Source organism: Reyranella sp., assembly GCF_965279465.1.
Classification (GTDB): domain Bacteria; phylum Pseudomonadota; class Alphaproteobacteria; order Reyranellales; family Reyranellaceae; genus Reyranella.
Genome location: NZ_OZ257242.1, coordinates 5,607,861 through 5,625,402 on the forward strand (window position 1 = coordinate 5,607,861; position 17,542 = coordinate 5,625,402).

The 17,542-nt window shown below is 66.3% G+C and carries 17 protein-coding genes and 1 tRNA gene; 7 read left to right on the forward strand and 11 right to left on the reverse strand.

Annotation, left to right across the window (positions count from 1 at the left end):
* Positions 1 to 78: 78 nt before the first annotated feature.
* A complete protein-coding gene (locus ACQY8M_RS27410; RefSeq protein ID WP_428662456.1) occupies positions 79 to 1,272 on the reverse strand; it encodes a pyridoxal-phosphate-dependent aminotransferase family protein in 1,194 nt (397 codons plus the stop codon).
* A 47-nt stretch (positions 1,273 to 1,319) separates the two neighbouring features.
* Between ACQY8M_RS27410 and ACQY8M_RS27415 the strand changes: the two genes are divergently transcribed.
* The gene (locus ACQY8M_RS27415) at positions 1,320 to 2,282 is read left to right on the forward strand and encodes a Bug family tripartite tricarboxylate transporter substrate binding protein (protein ID WP_428662458.1); all 963 of its coding nucleotides are present in this window, start codon (positions 1,320 to 1,322) and stop codon (positions 2,280 to 2,282) included.
* 10 nt (positions 2,283 to 2,292) lie between these two features.
* Here ACQY8M_RS27415 and ACQY8M_RS27420 read toward each other — a convergent pair whose 3' ends face one another.
* The 3 genes from ACQY8M_RS27420 to ACQY8M_RS27430 form a co-directional block, all read right to left on the reverse strand.
* Positions 2,293 to 5,118: an autotransporter outer membrane beta-barrel domain-containing protein gene (locus ACQY8M_RS27420; protein WP_428662461.1), complete on the reverse strand. Its 2,826-nt coding sequence runs from the start codon at positions 5,116 to 5,118 to the stop codon at positions 2,293 to 2,295.
* A 130-nt stretch (positions 5,119 to 5,248) separates the two neighbouring features.
* Positions 5,249 to 5,938 (reverse strand): alpha/beta fold hydrolase, encoded by a 690-nt coding sequence (locus ACQY8M_RS27425; protein WP_428662464.1) that lies wholly within the window; start codon positions 5,936 to 5,938, stop codon positions 5,249 to 5,251.
* A 111-nt stretch (positions 5,939 to 6,049) separates the two neighbouring features.
* Positions 6,050 to 6,262 (reverse strand): cold-shock protein, encoded by a 213-nt coding sequence (locus ACQY8M_RS27430; RefSeq protein ID WP_428662467.1) that lies wholly within the window; start codon positions 6,260 to 6,262, stop codon positions 6,050 to 6,052.
* A gap of 221 nt (positions 6,263 to 6,483) precedes the next feature.
* On the opposite strand from ACQY8M_RS27430, the gene ACQY8M_RS27435 reads away from it, so the two are divergent.
* The 4 genes from ACQY8M_RS27435 to ACQY8M_RS27450 all read left to right on the forward strand — a co-directional run bounded on the left by ACQY8M_RS27435 (position 6,484) and on the right by ACQY8M_RS27450 (position 8,420).
* Positions 6,484 to 7,485 (forward strand): fatty acid desaturase, encoded by a 1,002-nt coding sequence (locus tag ACQY8M_RS27435; protein WP_428662470.1) that lies wholly within the window; start codon positions 6,484 to 6,486, stop codon positions 7,483 to 7,485.
* The gene (locus ACQY8M_RS27440; RefSeq protein ID WP_428662473.1) at positions 7,482 to 7,790 is read left to right on the forward strand and encodes a hypothetical protein; all 309 of its coding nucleotides are present in this window, start codon (positions 7,482 to 7,484) and stop codon (positions 7,788 to 7,790) included. The genes ACQY8M_RS27435 and ACQY8M_RS27440 overlap by 4 nt, the downstream gene beginning before the upstream one ends.
* 91 nt (positions 7,791 to 7,881) lie before the next feature.
* Positions 7,882 to 8,178, forward strand: coding sequence for a hypothetical protein (locus tag ACQY8M_RS27445; protein WP_428662476.1), 297 nt, complete (start codon positions 7,882 to 7,884; stop codon positions 8,176 to 8,178).
* 77 nt (positions 8,179 to 8,255) lie between these two features.
* Positions 8,256 to 8,420: a hypothetical protein gene (locus ACQY8M_RS27450; protein ID WP_428662479.1), complete on the forward strand. Its 165-nt coding sequence runs from the start codon at positions 8,256 to 8,258 to the stop codon at positions 8,418 to 8,420.
* 11 nt (positions 8,421 to 8,431) lie between these two features.
* On the opposite strand, the gene ACQY8M_RS27455 is transcribed toward ACQY8M_RS27450, so the two are convergent.
* The 3 genes from ACQY8M_RS27455 to ACQY8M_RS27465 form a co-directional block, all read right to left on the reverse strand.
* Positions 8,432 to 9,313 carry a Bug family tripartite tricarboxylate transporter substrate binding protein gene (locus ACQY8M_RS27455; RefSeq protein ID WP_428662482.1) on the reverse strand — a complete coding sequence of 294 codons (882 nt, stop codon included), beginning with the start codon at positions 9,311 to 9,313 and terminating at the stop codon, positions 8,432 to 8,434.
* Between the two features lie 97 nt (positions 9,314 to 9,410).
* Complete coding sequence (locus tag ACQY8M_RS27460) at positions 9,411 to 10,241, reverse strand: alpha/beta fold hydrolase (RefSeq protein ID WP_428662485.1); 831 nt, start codon at positions 10,239 to 10,241, stop codon at positions 9,411 to 9,413.
* Positions 10,242 to 10,249: 8 nt separating this feature from the next.
* Positions 10,250 to 11,869, reverse strand: coding sequence for an FAD-dependent monooxygenase (locus ACQY8M_RS27465; protein ID WP_428662487.1), 1,620 nt, complete (start codon positions 11,867 to 11,869; stop codon positions 10,250 to 10,252).
* A 104-nt stretch (positions 11,870 to 11,973) separates the two neighbouring features.
* On the opposite strand from ACQY8M_RS27465, the gene ACQY8M_RS27470 reads away from it, so the two are divergent.
* Together ACQY8M_RS27470 and ACQY8M_RS27475 are read left to right on the forward strand one after the other, a co-directional pair.
* Positions 11,974 to 12,873, forward strand: a complete 900-nt coding sequence (locus ACQY8M_RS27470) for a LysR family transcriptional regulator (protein WP_428662490.1) — start codon at positions 11,974 to 11,976, stop codon at positions 12,871 to 12,873.
* A gap of 217 nt (positions 12,874 to 13,090) precedes the next feature.
* Positions 13,091 to 15,016: an alpha-amylase family glycosyl hydrolase gene (locus ACQY8M_RS27475; RefSeq protein WP_428662493.1), complete on the forward strand. Its 1,926-nt coding sequence runs from the start codon at positions 13,091 to 13,093 to the stop codon at positions 15,014 to 15,016.
* Between the two features lie 56 nt (positions 15,017 to 15,072).
* On the opposite strand, the gene ACQY8M_RS27480 is transcribed toward ACQY8M_RS27475, so the two are convergent.
* The 4 genes from ACQY8M_RS27480 to ACQY8M_RS27495 all read right to left on the reverse strand — a co-directional run bounded on the left by ACQY8M_RS27480 (position 15,073) and on the right by ACQY8M_RS27495 (position 17,532).
* Positions 15,073 to 15,363, reverse strand: coding sequence for a tripartite tricarboxylate transporter substrate-binding protein (locus ACQY8M_RS27480; protein ID WP_428662496.1), 291 nt, complete (start codon positions 15,361 to 15,363; stop codon positions 15,073 to 15,075).
* A 113-nt stretch (positions 15,364 to 15,476) separates the two neighbouring features.
* Positions 15,477 to 15,551: transfer RNA gene (locus ACQY8M_RS27485), tRNA-Val, on the reverse strand.
* Between the two features lie 74 nt (positions 15,552 to 15,625).
* Positions 15,626 to 16,717 (reverse strand): TRAP transporter substrate-binding protein, encoded by a 1,092-nt coding sequence (locus tag ACQY8M_RS27490; RefSeq protein ID WP_428662499.1) that lies wholly within the window; start codon positions 16,715 to 16,717, stop codon positions 15,626 to 15,628.
* Positions 16,718 to 16,749: 32 nt separating this feature from the next.
* The gene (locus tag ACQY8M_RS27495; RefSeq protein WP_428662502.1) at positions 16,750 to 17,532 is read right to left on the reverse strand and encodes a 3-hydroxybutyrate dehydrogenase; all 783 of its coding nucleotides are present in this window, start codon (positions 17,530 to 17,532) and stop codon (positions 16,750 to 16,752) included.
* Positions 17,533 to 17,542: the final 10 nt, after the last annotated feature.

Below are 17,542 nucleotides of genomic sequence, written 5' to 3' on the forward strand. Positions count from 1 at the left end.
ACGCCTCGGCCGGCGAAGCCAGAAAGGCATCTGTCCGCGGATTTTCAACATCTCGAGGTTGTAGCTCTTCTGGCGACGTCAGACTTTCACCTGGTCACTCAGCCAGTCGATCGCGGCCTGGGCGCCGCCCTTGGCATGCGGGATGGAAAGGGCGGCGAGGCCCATCTCGATCACGCTCAAGGTGCCGAGGATCATCGGCGCATTGACGTGGCCCATGTGGGCCACTCGGAACGCCTTGCCGGAAAGCTCGCCGATCCCCTGCCCGAGGATCACGCCACACTTGTGGTTGGCATAGGCGCGTAGCGCCTCCGGATCGTGGCCATTCACCTGCACGCAGGTGATCGAATCGGCGCGCTCGCTCGCCTCGACGATGTTGAAGCCGATCGCCTGGCCTTCCGACCATACGCCGACCGCGCGCCGTACTGCCTCGGCCAGCAGCCGATGGCGCAGATAGACGTTCTCGAGTCCCTCCTCGAACAGCATGTCGAGCGCCTGACGGACGCCGAAAAGAAGGTGCTCGGGCGGCGTACCGGCGTATTTCTGGTAGTGCTGATCACCCTCTCGATCGGTCCAGTCCCAATAGGGCGTGCGCAGTCCGGCAGTCTTGTGCACCTCGCGCGCGCGGTCGTTGGCCACGACGAAGCCGAGACCCGGCGGCGTCATCATTCCCTTCTGGGAGCCCGACATCGCCACGTCGACACCCCACGCGTCCATCTCGAACGGCATGCAGCCCAGCGAGGCGACGGCGTCGACCATCAGGAGTGCATCGTGCCCGGCGGCGCGGATCGCCTGGCCGATCGCCGCGATGTCGTTGACCACGCCGGAGGCGGTGTCGACCTGTGCGACCAGCACGGCCTTGATGGTCTTTCCTCCCTTGGCCTTGTCGGCCTTGAGATGCGCCTCGACCTCGGCCGGCCGCACGGCGCGGCGCAGGCCACCCTTCAGGATCTCGACCTCGGCACCCATGCGGCGGGCGCCCTCACCCCAGCCGATGGCGAAGCGACCGCTCTCCAGCACCAGGACACGGTCACCCTTGCTCAGCACGTTGGTGAGCGAGGCTTCCCACGCGCCATGGCCGTTGGAGATGTAGATGTAGGCGTGGCCCTTGGTGTTGAAGACCCGCGCGATGTCGCGCAGCAGGCCATCGGTCAGGGCCAGCAGAGGACCGGAATAGATGTCGACGGCCGGGCGATGCATCGCCCGCAGGACCTCGTCGGGCACCGTGGTCGGGCCGGGTATCGCCAGGAATTCTCGTCCCGCACGCACGCTCATGTTTGTCTTTCCTTTCGTCGCGTACCCTAGCATGGATACAATCGGGCATGATCACCCGACGTTTTCTCATGGCCGCCACAAGTGCCGTTGCGGCGCCGAACCTCGCGCGCGCCAACAGCTTTCCCAACGGACCGATCCGCATTCTCGTGCCGTTCGGACCGGGCTCGGCGACCGATCAGGCCGCGCGTAACGTCGCCGACGGGCTGAACAGAACCTTCGGCGTGCCAGTCGTGGTCGAGAACAAGCCGGGCGCCAACGGCGCGATTGCCGCCGACCTCGCGGCCAAGAGCAAGCCGGACGGGCAGACGATCTTCGTCTGCTCCAACACCGCCGCCGCCTCCAACGTCGCGCTCATGAAATCCCTGCCCTACGATCCACTGCGCGATTTCGACCCCGTCACCATCATTGGCAAGGCGCCGGTCTTCATGATGGTGAACCCCAAGATCGAAGCCAGCACGGCGCAGGAATTCGTGGCGCTCGCCAAGCGCCAGCCAGGAAAGATCAACTTCGGGTCGGGCAGTTCCTCGACGCGCATATCGGGCGAGCTGCTGAAAACCAAGGCCGGCATCGACATGGTGCACGTGCCGTACAAGAGCACGCCGCTCGCACTCCAGGACACGATGAGCGGCCACGTGCAGATGTGCTTCACCGACCCGGTCACCGGACTGCCGCAGGTCAAGGCCGGCACGGTGCGCTGCCTCGGCGTCGGCAATCGCGGCCGCTACAAGCTCACGCCCGACATCCCGACTCTGATCGAGCAGGGCATCCCCGACTTCGAGCTGATGACCTGGACCGGAGTCCTTTTTCCCAGGGGCATGCCGCAACCGGTATTCAACACGCTGCGCGACGCGATCGTGAAGACCATTACCGAGCCCGGTTATGTCGAGCGCCAGGCCGTCGGCGGCTCGGAGATTGCGCCGACCACGCCGGAGGAGATGCGGCAGATCCAGGTCGCCGAGATCCAGCTCTATCGCGACATGATGAAGGTGGCGGGGATCGAGCCGGAGTGACCGGCGCGCACTACCAGGTCGCGCGAATGCCGATCCGCGCGCTCTGCGCATTGGATTGGCTGCTGAGCGAGGCGCGAGCGCTTGCGAAGAGCGACACGCTTTGTGCCAGCTCGACATCGCCCGACAGACCGATGAGCAGGGCATCGCGCGAGACTGGCGCCGTCACGGTCGAGAACTGGGCGCTGCTCGCGGCGGTGAATCCGCCGGTGGTGGTCGCGACCGTGTCGCCGAATTCGTGCGACCAGCCGACGAGCCCACGGGCGTAGATCGATCGCTCCGGAGACAGCGCGATCGTCGTGCCGACCGGAAGCGCGAGAAGCGACTGCACGCTGGTCAGCGACTGGCCGTTGATCTGCTGCGTCGGGCCGGAGCCCCATTCCGTCGTTCCGCGCGAGCCGAGCGCCAGGACGCTCGTGCCGACGGTCGGCTCGATCTGCCAATCGCCGAAGGCGAGCCGCATCCCGGCAGAGAGCTGTCCGCCTCCGCCGCTCAACGTCTCCGCGCCGCGCGTGGCGGTCGACCAGGCGCTCACAGGTCGCGTGATCGTCTGGTCGATCACGAGGTAGGACGCTTGGCCGCCGAGGAAGAACGCGCCGGCGGAGATCTCGCCATAGAGCGCGAGCTGCAGCGCCGCGCCGTCCGCAGAAGCGCCATTGTTGGCCCAGGTCTTCAGGGTGCCGCCACCGACGGCGAAACCCGCACGCGCGAAGCCGCCGAACGAGGTGTCGATGCCGGCCATCACTCCGCCCGCCCGGGACTGAAAGCCGGGCACGTCAGTAGAGGCGACCTGCTGCAATTCGCCGAAGCCGCTGGTCCATGCGGTGGATCCATACGGACCCGGCGCAGTGGTGCCCGACCCGCTGCCGCGGCGACGTGCGTCGAGCTGCCCCGTAACCTGTTCGGCGAACCCCCGCCATGTGGTGCGCGTGGCAAGCAGCATGTCGCCATAGATCGTCGCCGAGAGCTGTTCCATGGCCTGCGGGATGCTCGCGGCAGGCAGCGCATAGAGCGGCGTGAACAATGCCGCCGTCGCGCCGCTCATCCGAAGGCCCGCCGCGGGCCGGATCGCATCCAATGCGCGACCGACCGACGACTGGTTGCCCGTCTGCGGCAGTCCGGCCAAGCCCAGATTGCCGAACATCGCGGGCGTCGCGACGAGGTTGACCGTGTTCGGCGCGTAAAGCGCATCGAAGCGAGTACCCTGGGCGAGCCCGGCCGGCTGGGTCAGGCTGGTGAAGCTGCCCAATACACCGCCCTCGGCGGCGATCACGTTGAACTGCTGGCCGAGCGACGGCGTGAAGCTGTTCGATGCGGGCGGCGTGATGCCGCGCAGCAGCGGCAGCAGCGTGCCGTCGGCGGCGAAGCTGTTGCCCGCACCAACCACGACGACGCGGCTGTAGTTGCCGGCCCCGTTGCCCGTTCCCATGCCGTCGATATCGAGCTGAAGCGTGGCGCCCGGCGCCATCGCGATCGGCGCGGCAAAAGTCAGTGTGCCGGGGCTGTCGCCCGGCGCGAGCGTGCCGCCGTTCGCGATCGTCGTGCTGCCGCCGATCAAGCCAGTGCCGCGAAGCGTGCCTTCGACCGTGACCGGCGACACGATCACGCCATCGACGGCGAGCGTGGCTCCCGCATCGACTGTCGTCATCCCGGTGTAGCTGCTCACCCCGCTGAACACGATCCGGCCGCCGGTTTCGCTGTTGGCGATGGTCACGCCGCCCGGTGTGCCCGGAACCGCGTCGGAGAGCGCTCCCGCGAACGTCGCGCTGTTACCGCGCTGGTCGATCCGATTGGTGCCGGACGCATCGAGCGTGAAGTTCTGCGTGGAAATCTGTCCATTTGCGTCGACCTGAAGCGTGCCGCCGGTGAAGGCCGGCAGGACGATCGTGCCCACATCGCTCAGGAAGTAGGTCGAGCCCGCGGCGATCGCGGAAGGCGCGACCACCACGTTTGCCGTGCTGACCGGTCCGTAGGTTCCCGATCCCAGGTACGGAAACAACCCCATCGCGCCGGTTGCAGGATCGCCGGTGATCAGCCCGCTCAGGCTGACCAGCGTGCCGTCGGCTACGGTGTTGAACAGCACGTTGCCTTCCGGCGTCATCGAGCCGAGCAGCGTGAAGTTGCCGACGCCGCTGCCCTGCGGTCCCACGCCGATGCCCCAGAAGTAGCCGTTGTTGTAATTGGTGATCTTGAAGGTGCCGGGGCTGGTCGACGAGAAGATCGGCTGGCTGACCAGCGACCATGTCGTGCTTGCCGTCCAGCGCCATTGCGGCGACGTCACGTCGGCATAGACGACGTCCGTCGGCGGCGGCGGCGTGAAGGTGGCGGGGTTGTAGGGAGCCATGTAGGCCCAGTGGGTGAGCAGGGTATCGCCACGCGTGATCATCTGCATCTCGGCCAGCGATACGCCACCGATCTCGCGCATCTGGCCAATGCCGATGATCGGCGGATTGCTGCCGCTCTCCGACGTGAACACGATGATGACCTGCCCCGCCGTCGACACGAAGCCCTTCATGTTCGTCGTCGAAAAGCTTTCGAACGGGCCGATGCTCAGCGTCGCATTGCTGACGCCGGTGAAGTGCCCGTGATCGGAGGTGCCGATCGTCCAGAGCGTCTGATCGCCGGTCGGCACGACCTGCGAAAGGTCCTGGCTGCTGGCCGTGTAGGCGATGAGGTTCGGAACCGCGACGTACCAGTTCGAGTTCGTCCACACGCTATCCCAGACCGTGCTCTGGGCGACGGCCGGAAACGAAAGTGTCGAGAGGCTCACTGTGAGCAAGGTTCCCGAGGCCTTTGCCGTGAACCTCCTCACGATCACGCCGCAACGCCATCGATCCATCGCCCCCTCCAACGCGTTCCATTGACGGGAAGCTTACATGATCGATTCGAACCTTGGCTCCTGCATTTCGGGTGACACGTTTCGACCTTGCAGGATACATCTCGTCTCGTACGGCGACAGAGCGCGGCCCTCACCCTTGCGCAATCAATCGCGCCAGGGCCGCCGGTTCGGTGAGCATCGGATAGTGGCCGGTATCGAGCTCGTGCCAGCGGCCCTTCAGCCGGTCGGCGGTGCGGCGCTGATGGGCCTGAGGCGGGTTCGAGCTGCGCTTGCACCAGATCACCGAGGTATTCCAGGACTGGTCCCAGAAGCGCTCGAGCCGGACCGGTGCCTGCATGGCGGCAATCGGATGCGGTGTGCAGCGCTCGATCGCCCAGCGCCGCGTCTCGGGATCGAGATCGGCGAACAGGCGCGTTTCGAAATCCTGGCGCGACGGGCCGCTCGTCAGCGCGGTGTTCACTGCGGTGGGACGCTTGACGATGTCGGGCAACGCCTCGCCGTCGAGCAACGCGAGCGCATCGGCGAATACCAGCCGCGCGATCCTTTCGCGCGCCCGTTCGGCAGCGGCGGCCATCACCATGCCACCGGTGCTCGTGCCGGCCAGCACCACGTCGGTCAGATCCTCGTAGAACAGCAGCTCCGCGATCTCGGCGGCATGCGTCTCCGTAGTGATGCCCGCGCGCACCTGGCCCTTATGCTCGGCGCAACCATCGAGCGTAGGCGCGAGCACGCGATGACCGGCGCCGGTCAGCTCTGCAGCAACCCGCTTCCAGATCCAGCCACCCTGGTAGGCGCCGTGTACCAATACGAATGTGCTCATTTGCCCGCTTTCCCCCAATTTTGTCTGGGAGGAAGTCTCTTACGCGGGGCGCGCGCCGTCAAAGCGACGGAAGCGACCCGCCCTGCTGCCAGGGCGGGTCTTCACGTCTGATCAGCCAACGGCCTTCAGATTGTCAGCGGACTGCTTGCCGCTGCGGCGGTCGGTCACGAGCTCGAACTCGACCTTCTGGCCTTCGCTGAGAGTGCCGAGGCCCGCGCGCTCGATCGCGCTGATATGGACGAAGGCGTCCTTGCCGCCGTTATCGGGCTGGATAAAGCCGAAGCCCTTGGTGGCATTGAACCATTTGACGGTTCCCGTGGTCATGGGAATACCTTTCACGAACGTAGAAATGCTGATCAGCGTGCCGCTTGGGGGGCGGAACGCCAATCGTCGAAGGCGCATTGATTTTCGGGATGGAGTCGGGGGCCGCGCCCACTTACGCAAGCCGCGGCCAAATCATCTATCCGTCTATCGACCGCGACTGTATGAGCCCCGGCCCGCAGATTTGCAAGTCTGGTGCACCGGCACCATGTAAGGGAATGCAAGTGTCCGACTCCGAGATTCGCCGCACCGCCGCCACATTTGCGCGGTCGTCGTGGGGCTCCGGCGTGGTGCAGCTCGCGACCTCCTTCGGTCCCTTCCTCGCCGCGTGCGTGGCAATGTATCTCGTTTATCCGCTGTCGCCTTGGCTCACGCTCGCACTCGCGCTACCGACCGGTGCGCTGCTGGTGCGCGTGTTCATCATTCAGCACGACTGCGGCCATGGCTCGTTCTTCGCATCGCGGCGCGCCAACGTCGCGGTCGGTCGACTGTGCAGCCTCGTCACGCTGACGCCGTTCGCGAACTGGAGCCGCCAGCACGGACGGCATCACGGCGACTGGAACAATCTCGACCGCAGCGGCGGCGGCGCCGACATCTATTCCGCCTGCCTCACCGTGCAGGAGTATCTGGCACTGTCACCCTGGCAGCGCCTGCTCTACCGCCTGCCGCGCCACCCGCTGGTCGCCAACCTGCTCCTGCCGCCGCTGGTGTTCTTGCTGCTCTATCGCGTGCCGTTCGACACGCCGCGCGAGTGGCGACGGGAGCGCCTCTCGGTGCATCTCACCAACCTCGCGCTGCTCGCTCTGTTCGCCCCCCTGGTCGCGCTGCTCGGCTGGCAGGAGGTTCTGCTCATCCATGTGCCGGTGATCGCGGTGTCGTCGGTACTGGGCGTGTGGCTGTTCTCCGTGCAGCATCGGTTCGAGACGGCGCATTGGTCGCCGCGCAGCGACTGGCAGTTCGTCGACGCGGCGCTCAGCGGTTCGTCGTGGCTGCGCCTGCCCGCGACGCTGCAATGGCTCACCGGCAATATCGGCTTCCATCACGTCCACCACCTCGATCCGCGCGTGCCGAACTATCGCCTCCGCGCCGCGCACGAGGCGATGCAGTCTCTGCGCGCAACGCCGCCGCTCGACCTCGGCCGCGCGCTGACGGCGCCCTGGCTCACCCTGTGGGACGAAGCCACGGGTCGCCTCGTCCGCTTCCGCGACGCCCGGAACCTGGCGTGATGCGTTTCCTTGGCAAGCTGCGCGGCAAAGGCACACTGGTGTGCGGCGACGAGACGATCGGTCCGGCAGACTACGATCTCGACGGCTACACGACGCGGCCCGGCGAGGTGGTGGCGTCAGGCGAACTGCGCATGCCGCCAGCTGACCTCCAACGCTCCTTCGGCCGGCGCGACCTCCGGCTGCTGACCTCCGACGGCAAGGTGTTCCATGTCCGCTTCAGCGGCAAGCCGTCGGACTCGCACGCCGATGCCGCCCACGTCGACGTGACGGAGGGCCTGCCTCCGGCCAAGGAATGGCGGCACTAACCATGGCGCCTTGTGGGCGGAAGGCGCAGACACCATCTAAGGTGGACTTTCGCGACGAGATCGCGCTGCTGCGACGTCCCCAGGAGATGCAATGACCGACGACAGCAGCAACAAGAAGAACAGCGTCGACGTGCTGAGCGGCGATGAGGAAGTCACCCTGCGCCGTGTCGCCTATGGCGAATCTCCGGTGCATACGTTGCGCGCCGCCGATCTCACCCATCTGCGCGCCCTGCGCCTGATCGAGGACGGCAAGGACGGACCGGTCCTGACCGCTAGGGGAAAGGCCCATCACGCGGGCTTGCCGCGTGCCCTGGGCACCGTGCGGCACAAACAGCAGGACGACCTGATTGGTGCGCTCAGCAATGCGCTACGCGACGTAAAGCGCTGATTTTCCCCTTCTTAACAAAAAGTTGCTCGGCTTTTTTAACCGATGCAACTGCGGGCTCCGTCCGGTGTTAGTGCAGTATGCGCATCGAGCAAACACACCCCGCCGCCCTCGGCCGGCAACTCGCCGAGTGGCGCCAGCCGCTGGACGCCGATCCTGACCTCGACGCGGCGGTGATGCGCCTGTTGAGCGCAATCGAGCGCCAACTGCAGCGCCCGCAGTACGCCCGGGAGCGAAAGGACTGAGCCGCTTCAACCTATTCGAGCTTCAGTCCGATTTTTCGGATCAATGCCGCCCAATGGTCGGCCTCGGCGCGATAGGACTCGCGAAAAGCCTCCGGAGAGAGCGGTTCGGCCGCAACGGCACCCATACCGGCTACGCGCTCGCGGTAGGCCGGATTGGTGATCACCGCATTGAGCTCGCGATTAAGCTTGTCGACGATCGGCCGCGGCGTGCCTTTGGGCGCGAGGACGCCGTACCAGCCCGCCACGTCGAAGCCGGGAAAGCCCTGCTCTTCCAGCGTCGGCACGTCGGGCAACACCTCGAGCCGCTTTGCCGTCGTCACACCGAGGCCGCGGATCTTGCCACCGGCGATGCCCGCCTTGGCCTCGCCGATCGGCGCCACGAACACATCCATCTCGCCGCCCGACAAAGCCAGGATGGTCTGCGGCACGCTGCGGTACGGTACCATCTCCGCGCGGCCGCCAATCGTCTGCAACCACTGCTCGCCGACGAGATGCGCCAGGCTGCCCGGCGACACGTTGGCGAAGGTCACCTTGCCGGGATGGGCGCGGATGTAGTCGGCTAGTTCCGGCATCGAACGTGCCGGCAGACTCTCGCGCACCAGGATCGCGAACGGTGCCCACGCAAGGAGAGCGACCGGATCGAAGTCGCGGTCGGTGTCGTACAGGTTGTTGGCGTAAACGAACGGATTCGTGACAATCAGGCTGGCGATGCAGAACAGCAGCGTGTAGCCGTCGGCCGGCGAGCGCGCTGCGATCTGTGCCGAGATGCCGCCGCCCGCGCCCGGTTTGCCGTCGACATAGAAGCGCTGGCCGAGCCTCTCCGACAGCGCCTCGAACACGATGCGGCAATGGGTATCGGTGATGCCGCCGGTCGACGGCGACACCACGCGCACCGGCTTCGACGGCCAATCTGCCTGCGTTTCACCGCGTTTTGGCAACAGAAACGGTGCCGAAGCGATCAGGCCCAGCGCACGCCGTCGCGATGATGCATCACGACGCCCGCGCAATTCCCTCCATTGCATCCACATGATCGTTTCCTCCGCTTCTTGTTTTCAGGAACGCGATGACTGCGCGCGCCACCACGTCGGGCGCCTGCAAGGTGGCGACGTGACCGAGACCCGGCAGGGTCGCGGTCTGCGCATGGGCGATGGCGCGCGCCAGGGAGAGCGTGTGCGCCGGCGGAATGAGCCGGTCGTCGGCGCCGACCAGCACCAGGGTCGGCGCCGTGATCGCCGCGAGATCGCAGGCGACCGCCTGAGCAAGAATCCCGGCGCGGCGTTGCCTCTGCTCGGCCGTGCGACTCGTGCCGTTGAAGATGTCGACCACTTCGGGATGGGCCGCGATATGCGCGACCGGGAAGAAGAAGGTCGCGATCTCCGCCGCCGTGCCGGGAAGGCCGGCGCGCAAGGCGGCGAGCCTGGGGAAAGCATCCGGATTGATCGAGAGCGGCGGCACGCCGGCGCGGAAGGTGCTCGACAGCACCAACCGGTCGATCCTGGCGGGATGGCGCACGGCCAGAACCTGCGCGATCACGCCGCCGAGCGACGTGCCGAAGACATGCGCACGCTCGTAGCCGAGCGCCGCGATGAGCGCAGCCGCATCGTCGGCCATCTCGGTAAGCCCGTACGACAGCGGCGGATTGCGCGTGCCGCCCGAATCCCGCTGGTCGTAGGCGACGACGGTGAAGTGCTCGGCAAGCAGCGCGCCGAACGCGTCGAACATCGAATGGTCGGCCTCCGCGCCGTGGATCAGCACGACGGGCGCGCCCGTGCCGCTCACCTCGCAGGCGATCGACGTGCCGTTGGCATCGATGCGGCGCACGGCGGCACTCACTGCAGCAGCGCGCCGACCGCGCCCGCCAGCTCGCGCGCCGGGTCGGCCGGAATGTAGGGCATGCGCCAGGCGACGTGCCCGTCGGGCCGCACCAGCACGGCGCCGCGCAATCCCATCTCGATGCCATCGGCGGGATGAGCGTTGGGCAGTTGACGCAGTCCAAGTGGCATGCCGAGCTTGGCCGACACGTCGCGACCGGCCTCGAGCCAGGCGTTGCCCAGCGGCCCGGTGACCACGGTGAACTCCTGATCGAACCAGTCGAGCGTCGAGTGCTTGCGCGCGGGATCGAGCCAGAGGTGCGGGAAGCGCCCGCCCGGCCGGTCGCTCGGCGTGTAGTAGCGCGTGAGGTGGCCGCCCTTGGGCGTCCCGTCGGGGATCACCGCGCCCTCCTCGTAGGTGAAGCCCAGCGCCTGGCCGATGCTGTGCAGGTGGTTGTCGAGGTCGTTGATCCAGAAGGCGATGTGATCCTCGTTGCCGGAGCGGATCGCCTGTTCCATGCGCAGGAAGCGCGTACGGTTGCCGACGCTGAAGTCGGCGTTGGACTGTGCCACCGGCCGGCGCTCGACGTCATAGCTGTCGAGCAGCTTGTCCGACGCCCAGCCGCGCAGCACATAGACCAGCTTCCAGGTCAGGTTGTGCGCATCCTGCACGCCGGAGTTCAGGCCGAAGCCTCCCGTCGGCGGGAAGCGATGGGCGGCATCGCCAACCAGGAAGACGCGCCGCCTACGGAACGTCGCCGCGACCTGCCGGCTCATCCGCCAGATCGAGCGGTTGAGCAGCGTTACCTCGAGGTCGGGCACGCCGACGTGCAGGCGGATCATCTCGATCGTCTCCGCGTCGGTCCAGGGCCGCGGACGGTCGTCCTTCTCCTGGCCGATCTGGATGATGCTGAGCCAGCGGTCGCGGCCGTTGGTGTTGAGGATGCCGGCGCGCGGCACGCCCGGCGTATCCGAATAGATTTGGTAACCCGCGGCCTCGCGGGCGAGCGGGAAGCGCGACAGGTCGGCGCGCCAATATTCGTTGAGCAGCACTGCCATCGACGCTGGCCCGACCATGTCGATGCCCGCCTTCTGGCGCGTCCGGCTGCCGGCGCCGTCACACGCCAGAAGGTATTTCGCGTGCCAGCGCTCGGTCTCACCGGTCTCGACCGAGCGGATCTCGCATTCTACGCCGTCATCCGTCTCCTCGAAGCCGACGAACTCGGTCGAGAAGCGCACCTGCACGCGGTTCGAATGCTCGATGACGCGGTAGATCTCCTCCTCGACCGCATCCTGCGCCACCAGGCACTTCCAGGCCGGCGTCTGCCCGAGATTGGGCTCCGGCCGCGAGCGGCCGATCTCCCGTCCGGCGATGCTTTCGACCTGGACGAACATGTCGGAATTGTCCTGCAGGCCGCGATCGCGGATGCGCTGCTCGATGCCCCATTGGCGAAAGATCTCCATGGTGCGCACCCAGCAGCCGCGCGACTTGGGATGGTCGGTCGTAGTCGGGCTCTTCTCGACGATCACGGCATCGATGCCGAAGCGATCGAGCAGCAGGCCCATTGCCAATCCGACCGGGCCGCCGCCGACGATGAAGACCGACGTGCGCCGCTGAACGTCCGTGGCTTCGGCCATGCGCTTCCTCCTGCCTTGTTGAGGAGACTTTCCGCGCCCGCGCTCTATCTCACCAGAATATGTTTGATATGTTCGTGATCTCGTTTCGAGATCGGGAGGGCTCGATGGATCTGCGCCAGCTCCGCTACTTCTTGGCCGTCGCCGAACGCGGCGGCTTCGGCGCGGCTGCCAGCGCGCTCAACGTCGCGCAGTCGGCGCTCAGCCGGCACATCCGCGTGCTGGAGGAGGAACTCGGCGGCGCGCTGCTGGTCCGCGGCACGCGCGGCGTCTCCGTCACCGAGTCGGGCAAGGTGCTGCTCGACCGCAGCCGCTGGCTGCTCGGCAGCCTCGACGACATCAAGGCCGAGGTGCAGACCGAGAATCGCGAGCCGAGCGGCACGGTGCGGCTCGGCGCGCCCTCCAGCCTGGCCGACATCTTCTACGCGCCGCTCGCCCGCGTGTTCGCCGCGCGCTTCCCGCGCGTGCAGTTCGAGCTGAGCGAGGGGCTGACCGAAGAGATGACCGACCGGCTGCTTCGCGGCGAGATCGACGTCGCCCTCGTCTCGGCGCCGCGGCCCAACGATCATCTCGACTACGAGACGCTGGTGGTCGAGCAGGTGTTCGTGATCGGGCCGCCGGGCGATCCGCTGCTCAGGTCCGGCACGATCACGCGCAAGGCGTTCAATGCGTTGCCTGCGGTTGTCCGCCCGCTCAGCCGCAATCCCTTTCCGCTCACGACGCCGTCGGCCTTCCGCGTCGAGAGCATGACGCCGCTCAAGCAGATGGTGATGGACGGGCTGGGCTACGGCCTCCTACCCTTCTCCGGCATCCATCAGGAGGTCACGAACGGCACCTTGTCGGCCGCGCTGGTGCCCTGGATGCGCGCCGATCGCGTGCTCGCCCTGCCGCGCGGCCGCCCGGTGAGCCGCGCCACGCGCGAGACGGTGACGGCGCTGAAATCGATCTGCCGCAGCCTCATCGCCAACAGAAAGATCCTGACGACAACGCGGTCCGGCCGGGTCTGACACCTGCAAAATCAAATTCGCCTCTCGGTACGTCGCCCCGACTGGAACGAAGATTGCCACGATCGGCATTCCCGTCGAGACTGATATGCAGCACAGCATGCGCTCGGGCATGCCTTCGGCAGCTGGTGGGAAGAAGCGATGGACATCATCGTTCACGGCCATAGCGTTACGGCCGGCGGGCGGACCCTTTTGGCGATGTTCAGCCGGGACGGCTGACGTGCCTGGGGTCGCAGGCGCTCCGCTGGGCGCACAATTGACAGATGGAGGCGCCACCTTTCGCGTCTGGGCTCCCCTTGCCCGGGACGTGAGCGTGCGCGGCAGCTTCGACGGCGGATCCGACCATCCGCTCGCAAGCGAGGGCAACGGCTATTGGTCCGCCTCGATCGATGGTGTCCGCGAGGGAGACGAATACATCTTCTTCGTGCACGGCCCCGGCACCAGCGGTGAGAAGCGCGACCCCCGCGCGCGTGAACTGACTCGCGAGCCGCCCTTCCCCGACAGCCGCTGCATCGTCACGCGGTCCGACGCCTATTCGTGGCACGACGCCGGCTTCGTGCGCCCTCAATTCGGCGACCTGATCCTCTACCAGCTGCACATCGGCGCTTATTGGTCGACCGATCGTGATGGTAGCGACCGTCGGGCCGATCGCCCGGGACGCTTCCTGGATCTGCTCTTCCGCATGGACCACCTGGTGGAGCTCGGCGTCACCGCGGTGCAGCTGTTGCCCGTCCAGGAGTTCGCCGGGCCGCGCTCGCTTGGCTACAATGGCGTCGACTATTTCTCGCCCGAGATGGACTACACCGTGGCGCCGACGGACCCGGACTATCCGCGCTACGTCGACCAGGCGAACGCCCTGCTCGCCCGCAAGGGCCAAGCTCCGCTCGCGCCGGATGCGCTCGATGGCCAGACACGGCAGCTGAAGGCCGTCATCGACATCCTCCACCTGCACGGCATCGCCGTGATCCTCGATGTCGTCTACAACCACGCCGGCGGCGATTTCGGCGACAAGAGCCTGTATTTCCTGGATCGCGACGTTCCCGGCGACAACAACCGCAGCCTCTATTTCACCGACCAGGGCTGGGCCGGTGGCCTGGTCTTCGCCTATTGGAAGCCGGAGGTTCGGCAATTCCTGATCGACAATGCCAGCTTCTTCCTCGACGAGTATCACGTCGACGGTTTCCGGTTCGACGAAGTCACCGTGATCGACCGGCACGGCGGCTGGAGCTTCCTGCAGGAGCTCACCGACAGGCTGCGCGGCCAACGTCGCGATGCGCTATTGATTGCCGAGTACTGGGCCGATCAATCGGCGGTAATCCGCACCCACGCCGAGGGAGGTGCCGGCTTCGACAGCGCCCTTTCGGCGGATCTGCGCGGAGCGATCCGGAACCTGCTCGGCCAGGTCGCGGCTGGCAACGATGCGAAGATCGACCTCATGCCTCTCGCGCAGGCGCTGCGGGCCGCAGGCGATGCGGGCTATCGCAAGGTCCAGCATCTCGAGAACCAGGACGTCGTGCGAGTCGACAACGAGACCGATCGTCAGCCGCGGATCGCCCTGGCAGGGGATCCCTCCAACTCGCGCTCATGGTTTGCACGCAGCCGCGCGCGCGTTGCGACCGGCTTGCTGCTGACGGCGCCCGGCATTCCGATGCTGTTCATGGGTGAGGAGATCTACGAGGACAAATATTGGAGCGACAACCCCTCCTACTTCCGGACCTCCTTAATCTGGTGGGACGGCCTTGCCACCGACCGGTCCATGCGCGACTTCTTCCGCTTCACGCGCGAGCTTATCTCGCTCCGCCGTGACCTGCGAGCGCTGCGGCGCGGTTCGCTCAACGTCTTCCATGTCAACAATGCCGATCGGGTGCTGGCGCAGCATCGCTGGATAGAGGGCGTCGGATCGGATGTGCTGATCGTCGCCAACCTGCGCGAGACGACCCACTTCGCATACCGCATCGGGATGCCACGCGCCGGTCAGTGGCGAGAGCGTTTCAACAGCGATGTCTACGAGCAATGGGTCAATCCCGACGTCCAAGGCAACGGCGGCGGCGTTCGCGCGGATGGCGCTGCGATGCATGGCCTCCCCACATCGGCGGAGATCGTCCTTCCGGCCAACGGCTTCGTCGTGCTCACCTATGACGGTTGAACGAGATGAGCCGGCCATGGCGTCCTGTCAGGCCGAACCGACGTAAATCCCCAACCTCATCGAGCCTTCAAGCCGAGCGTGCCCAGGACAGCCTGCACGCGAACGATCTCCCTCGGAATCAACTCTCCGAACTCCTGCGGCCCCGATCCAACCGGAATCAGGCCGAACTCTTCCAGACGCGCGACGAAGGTCGGGTCCGCAAGGATCTTGGCCACATCCTGATGAACGCGGGCGACTTGCTCGCCCTGGACACCACTTCTTGTGATCAGCCCGAACCAGGCGACGGCCTCGAAGCCCGGAAAGCCCTGCTCGGCCACCGTCGGGACTTGCATGATGAGGAAGCGCACTTTGAGTAATACTTTGGGCCTATCGCGGAGCCTTGGCCGGTGGACCGGGCAAACCATGTCGTCGATGAGCGGGACGAGAAGGATCTCACTCTCGTCCCCATCCGGAAGGGCGATGGTGGGCGCCGCACGGATCGAACGTGCGACCTCACCCATGTATAGGGTGTGCTCTACCGCTGAGCTAAGCGCCCACGGCTGATGTAGCGGATTGGCCGTTGCATCGCTCGCACTCTTGCGGAGTACGGCAGAAGCAGCCCTCCTACCCCTAAGACGGCGTCGACCGATAGACCGCGTTTTCCGCACGGGTGTCGGCGATCGAGAACCAGCGGTGCTGGTTGGCGCGGAACGCACGCCAGTTGGTCAGGATCTTCTTGAACTGCTCGTTCGCCGCCGCCTCCTCGTCGAGCACCTGCTCGAGCGCGACCCGTAGCGCCTTGATGATCTCCTCCGGCAGAACCGAGAGCTGCGTGCCCGCGGCGACCAGGCGCGCGATCGCCTCGGCGTTCTTGGCGTCGTAGGAGGCGAGCATCTCCTGGTTCGCGACGGCGCCGGCGGCCCGCATCGCGGCCTGGTAACGCGGCGGCAGCGTCGCCCAGGCCTTCTTGCCGATCATGAGCTGGTTGGTCGCCTCGAGCTCCATAACGCCCGGCGTGTAGTAGTATTTGGCGACCTTGTTGAAGCCGAGCTTCTCGTCATCGTACGGGCCGACCCATTCGCAGGCGTCGATCGTGCCGCGCTCGAGCGAGGGATAGATTTCGCCGCCGACGATCTGCTGGGCGACCACGCCGAGCTTTGCCATGACCTTGCCGCCAAACCCGGCCGTCCGCATCTTCAGCCCCTCGAGATCCTTGGGCGTCTTCAGTTCCTTGCGGAACCAGCCGAACATCTGGCCGCCGGTATTTCCCGAAGTGATCGCGACGACGCCGAAGCCATCGTAGACCTCGTCGACGAGCGCGCGTCCGCCGCCGAAATTCAGCCAGGCGGCGTGTTGGCGCGGCGTGAGACCGAACGGCAAGGACGCATCGAAGATCGCCGCCGAATTCTTGCCGATGTAGTAGCCCATGTAGGTCAAGCCACACTCGACCGTGCCGTTCGCCACGGCGTCGAGCACCTGCAGGCCGGGCACGATCTCGCCGGCAGCGAACGTCTGCAGCTCGAACTTGCCATCGGTCAGGTCGCTCACCGTCTTGGCGACGGTGTTGACCGCGCCGAACAGCGTGTCGAGGCTCTTGGGATAGCTGGCCGTCAGGCGCCACTTGATGACGGGATCAGTCTGCGCAATGGCGGGCGCAGCGAGCGTGCTGGCAGCCACGGTAGCGGCGGCGGCAGGCAGGAATTTACGGCGGCGAACGGTCATCGGTCATCTCCTCCAAGATTGTTGGGGGGAGACTACGCTGCGCTCCAACCGCCGTCGATGGAAATGGCCGACCCTGTGGTGTCATCGCCGTCCGGTCCGCACAGGAAGGCGACCAAGCCCGCCACCCGCTCGGGCGACACGAACCGGCCCGACGGCTGACGCGATCCCATGAAGGCCTTGACGGCTTCGTCCAGCGACAGCTTCTCCCTGGCCATGAAGTCGGCGAGACGCTGCTCGATCGCCGGTGTCGGCGACGAGCCGGGGCAGATGGCGTTGCAGGTGATGTTTTGCGCAGCGGTCTCCAGTGCCACGGCGCGGGTGAATCCGATCAGCGCCGTCTTGGTCGTCACGTAGTCGACCCGGTTGACCACGGCGCGCAAGCCGAAGATCGAAGCGACGTTGACGATGCGACCGAAGTCGCGCCGGCGCATTCCGGGCAGGATCAGGCGCGTGGTGTGGAAAGCCGAGGAGAGATTGACTGCGAGCGCACGATCCCAGTCCTCCGTCTTGAAGTCCTCGATCGGCGCGAAGTGACGGACGACCGCATTGTTGACCAGGATGTCCACGCCGCCGAATTCCGCCAGCGCTGCCTCGACGAGCAACGCTACCTCGGCGGGCTTCGAGAGATCCGCACCATGATGCACCACGCGCACATCGTGCGCGTCGGCAATCCGCCGGCGATTGGCTTCGATCGTCTCGGCATTGCCGAGGCCATTCATGACGATGTTGCAGCCGTGCGACGCGAGCCGCTCGATCGTCGAGAGCCCGAGCCCCTGCGTCGAGCCGGTGACGAGTGCGGTTTTGCCTTTCAGCATGGTTCCTCCC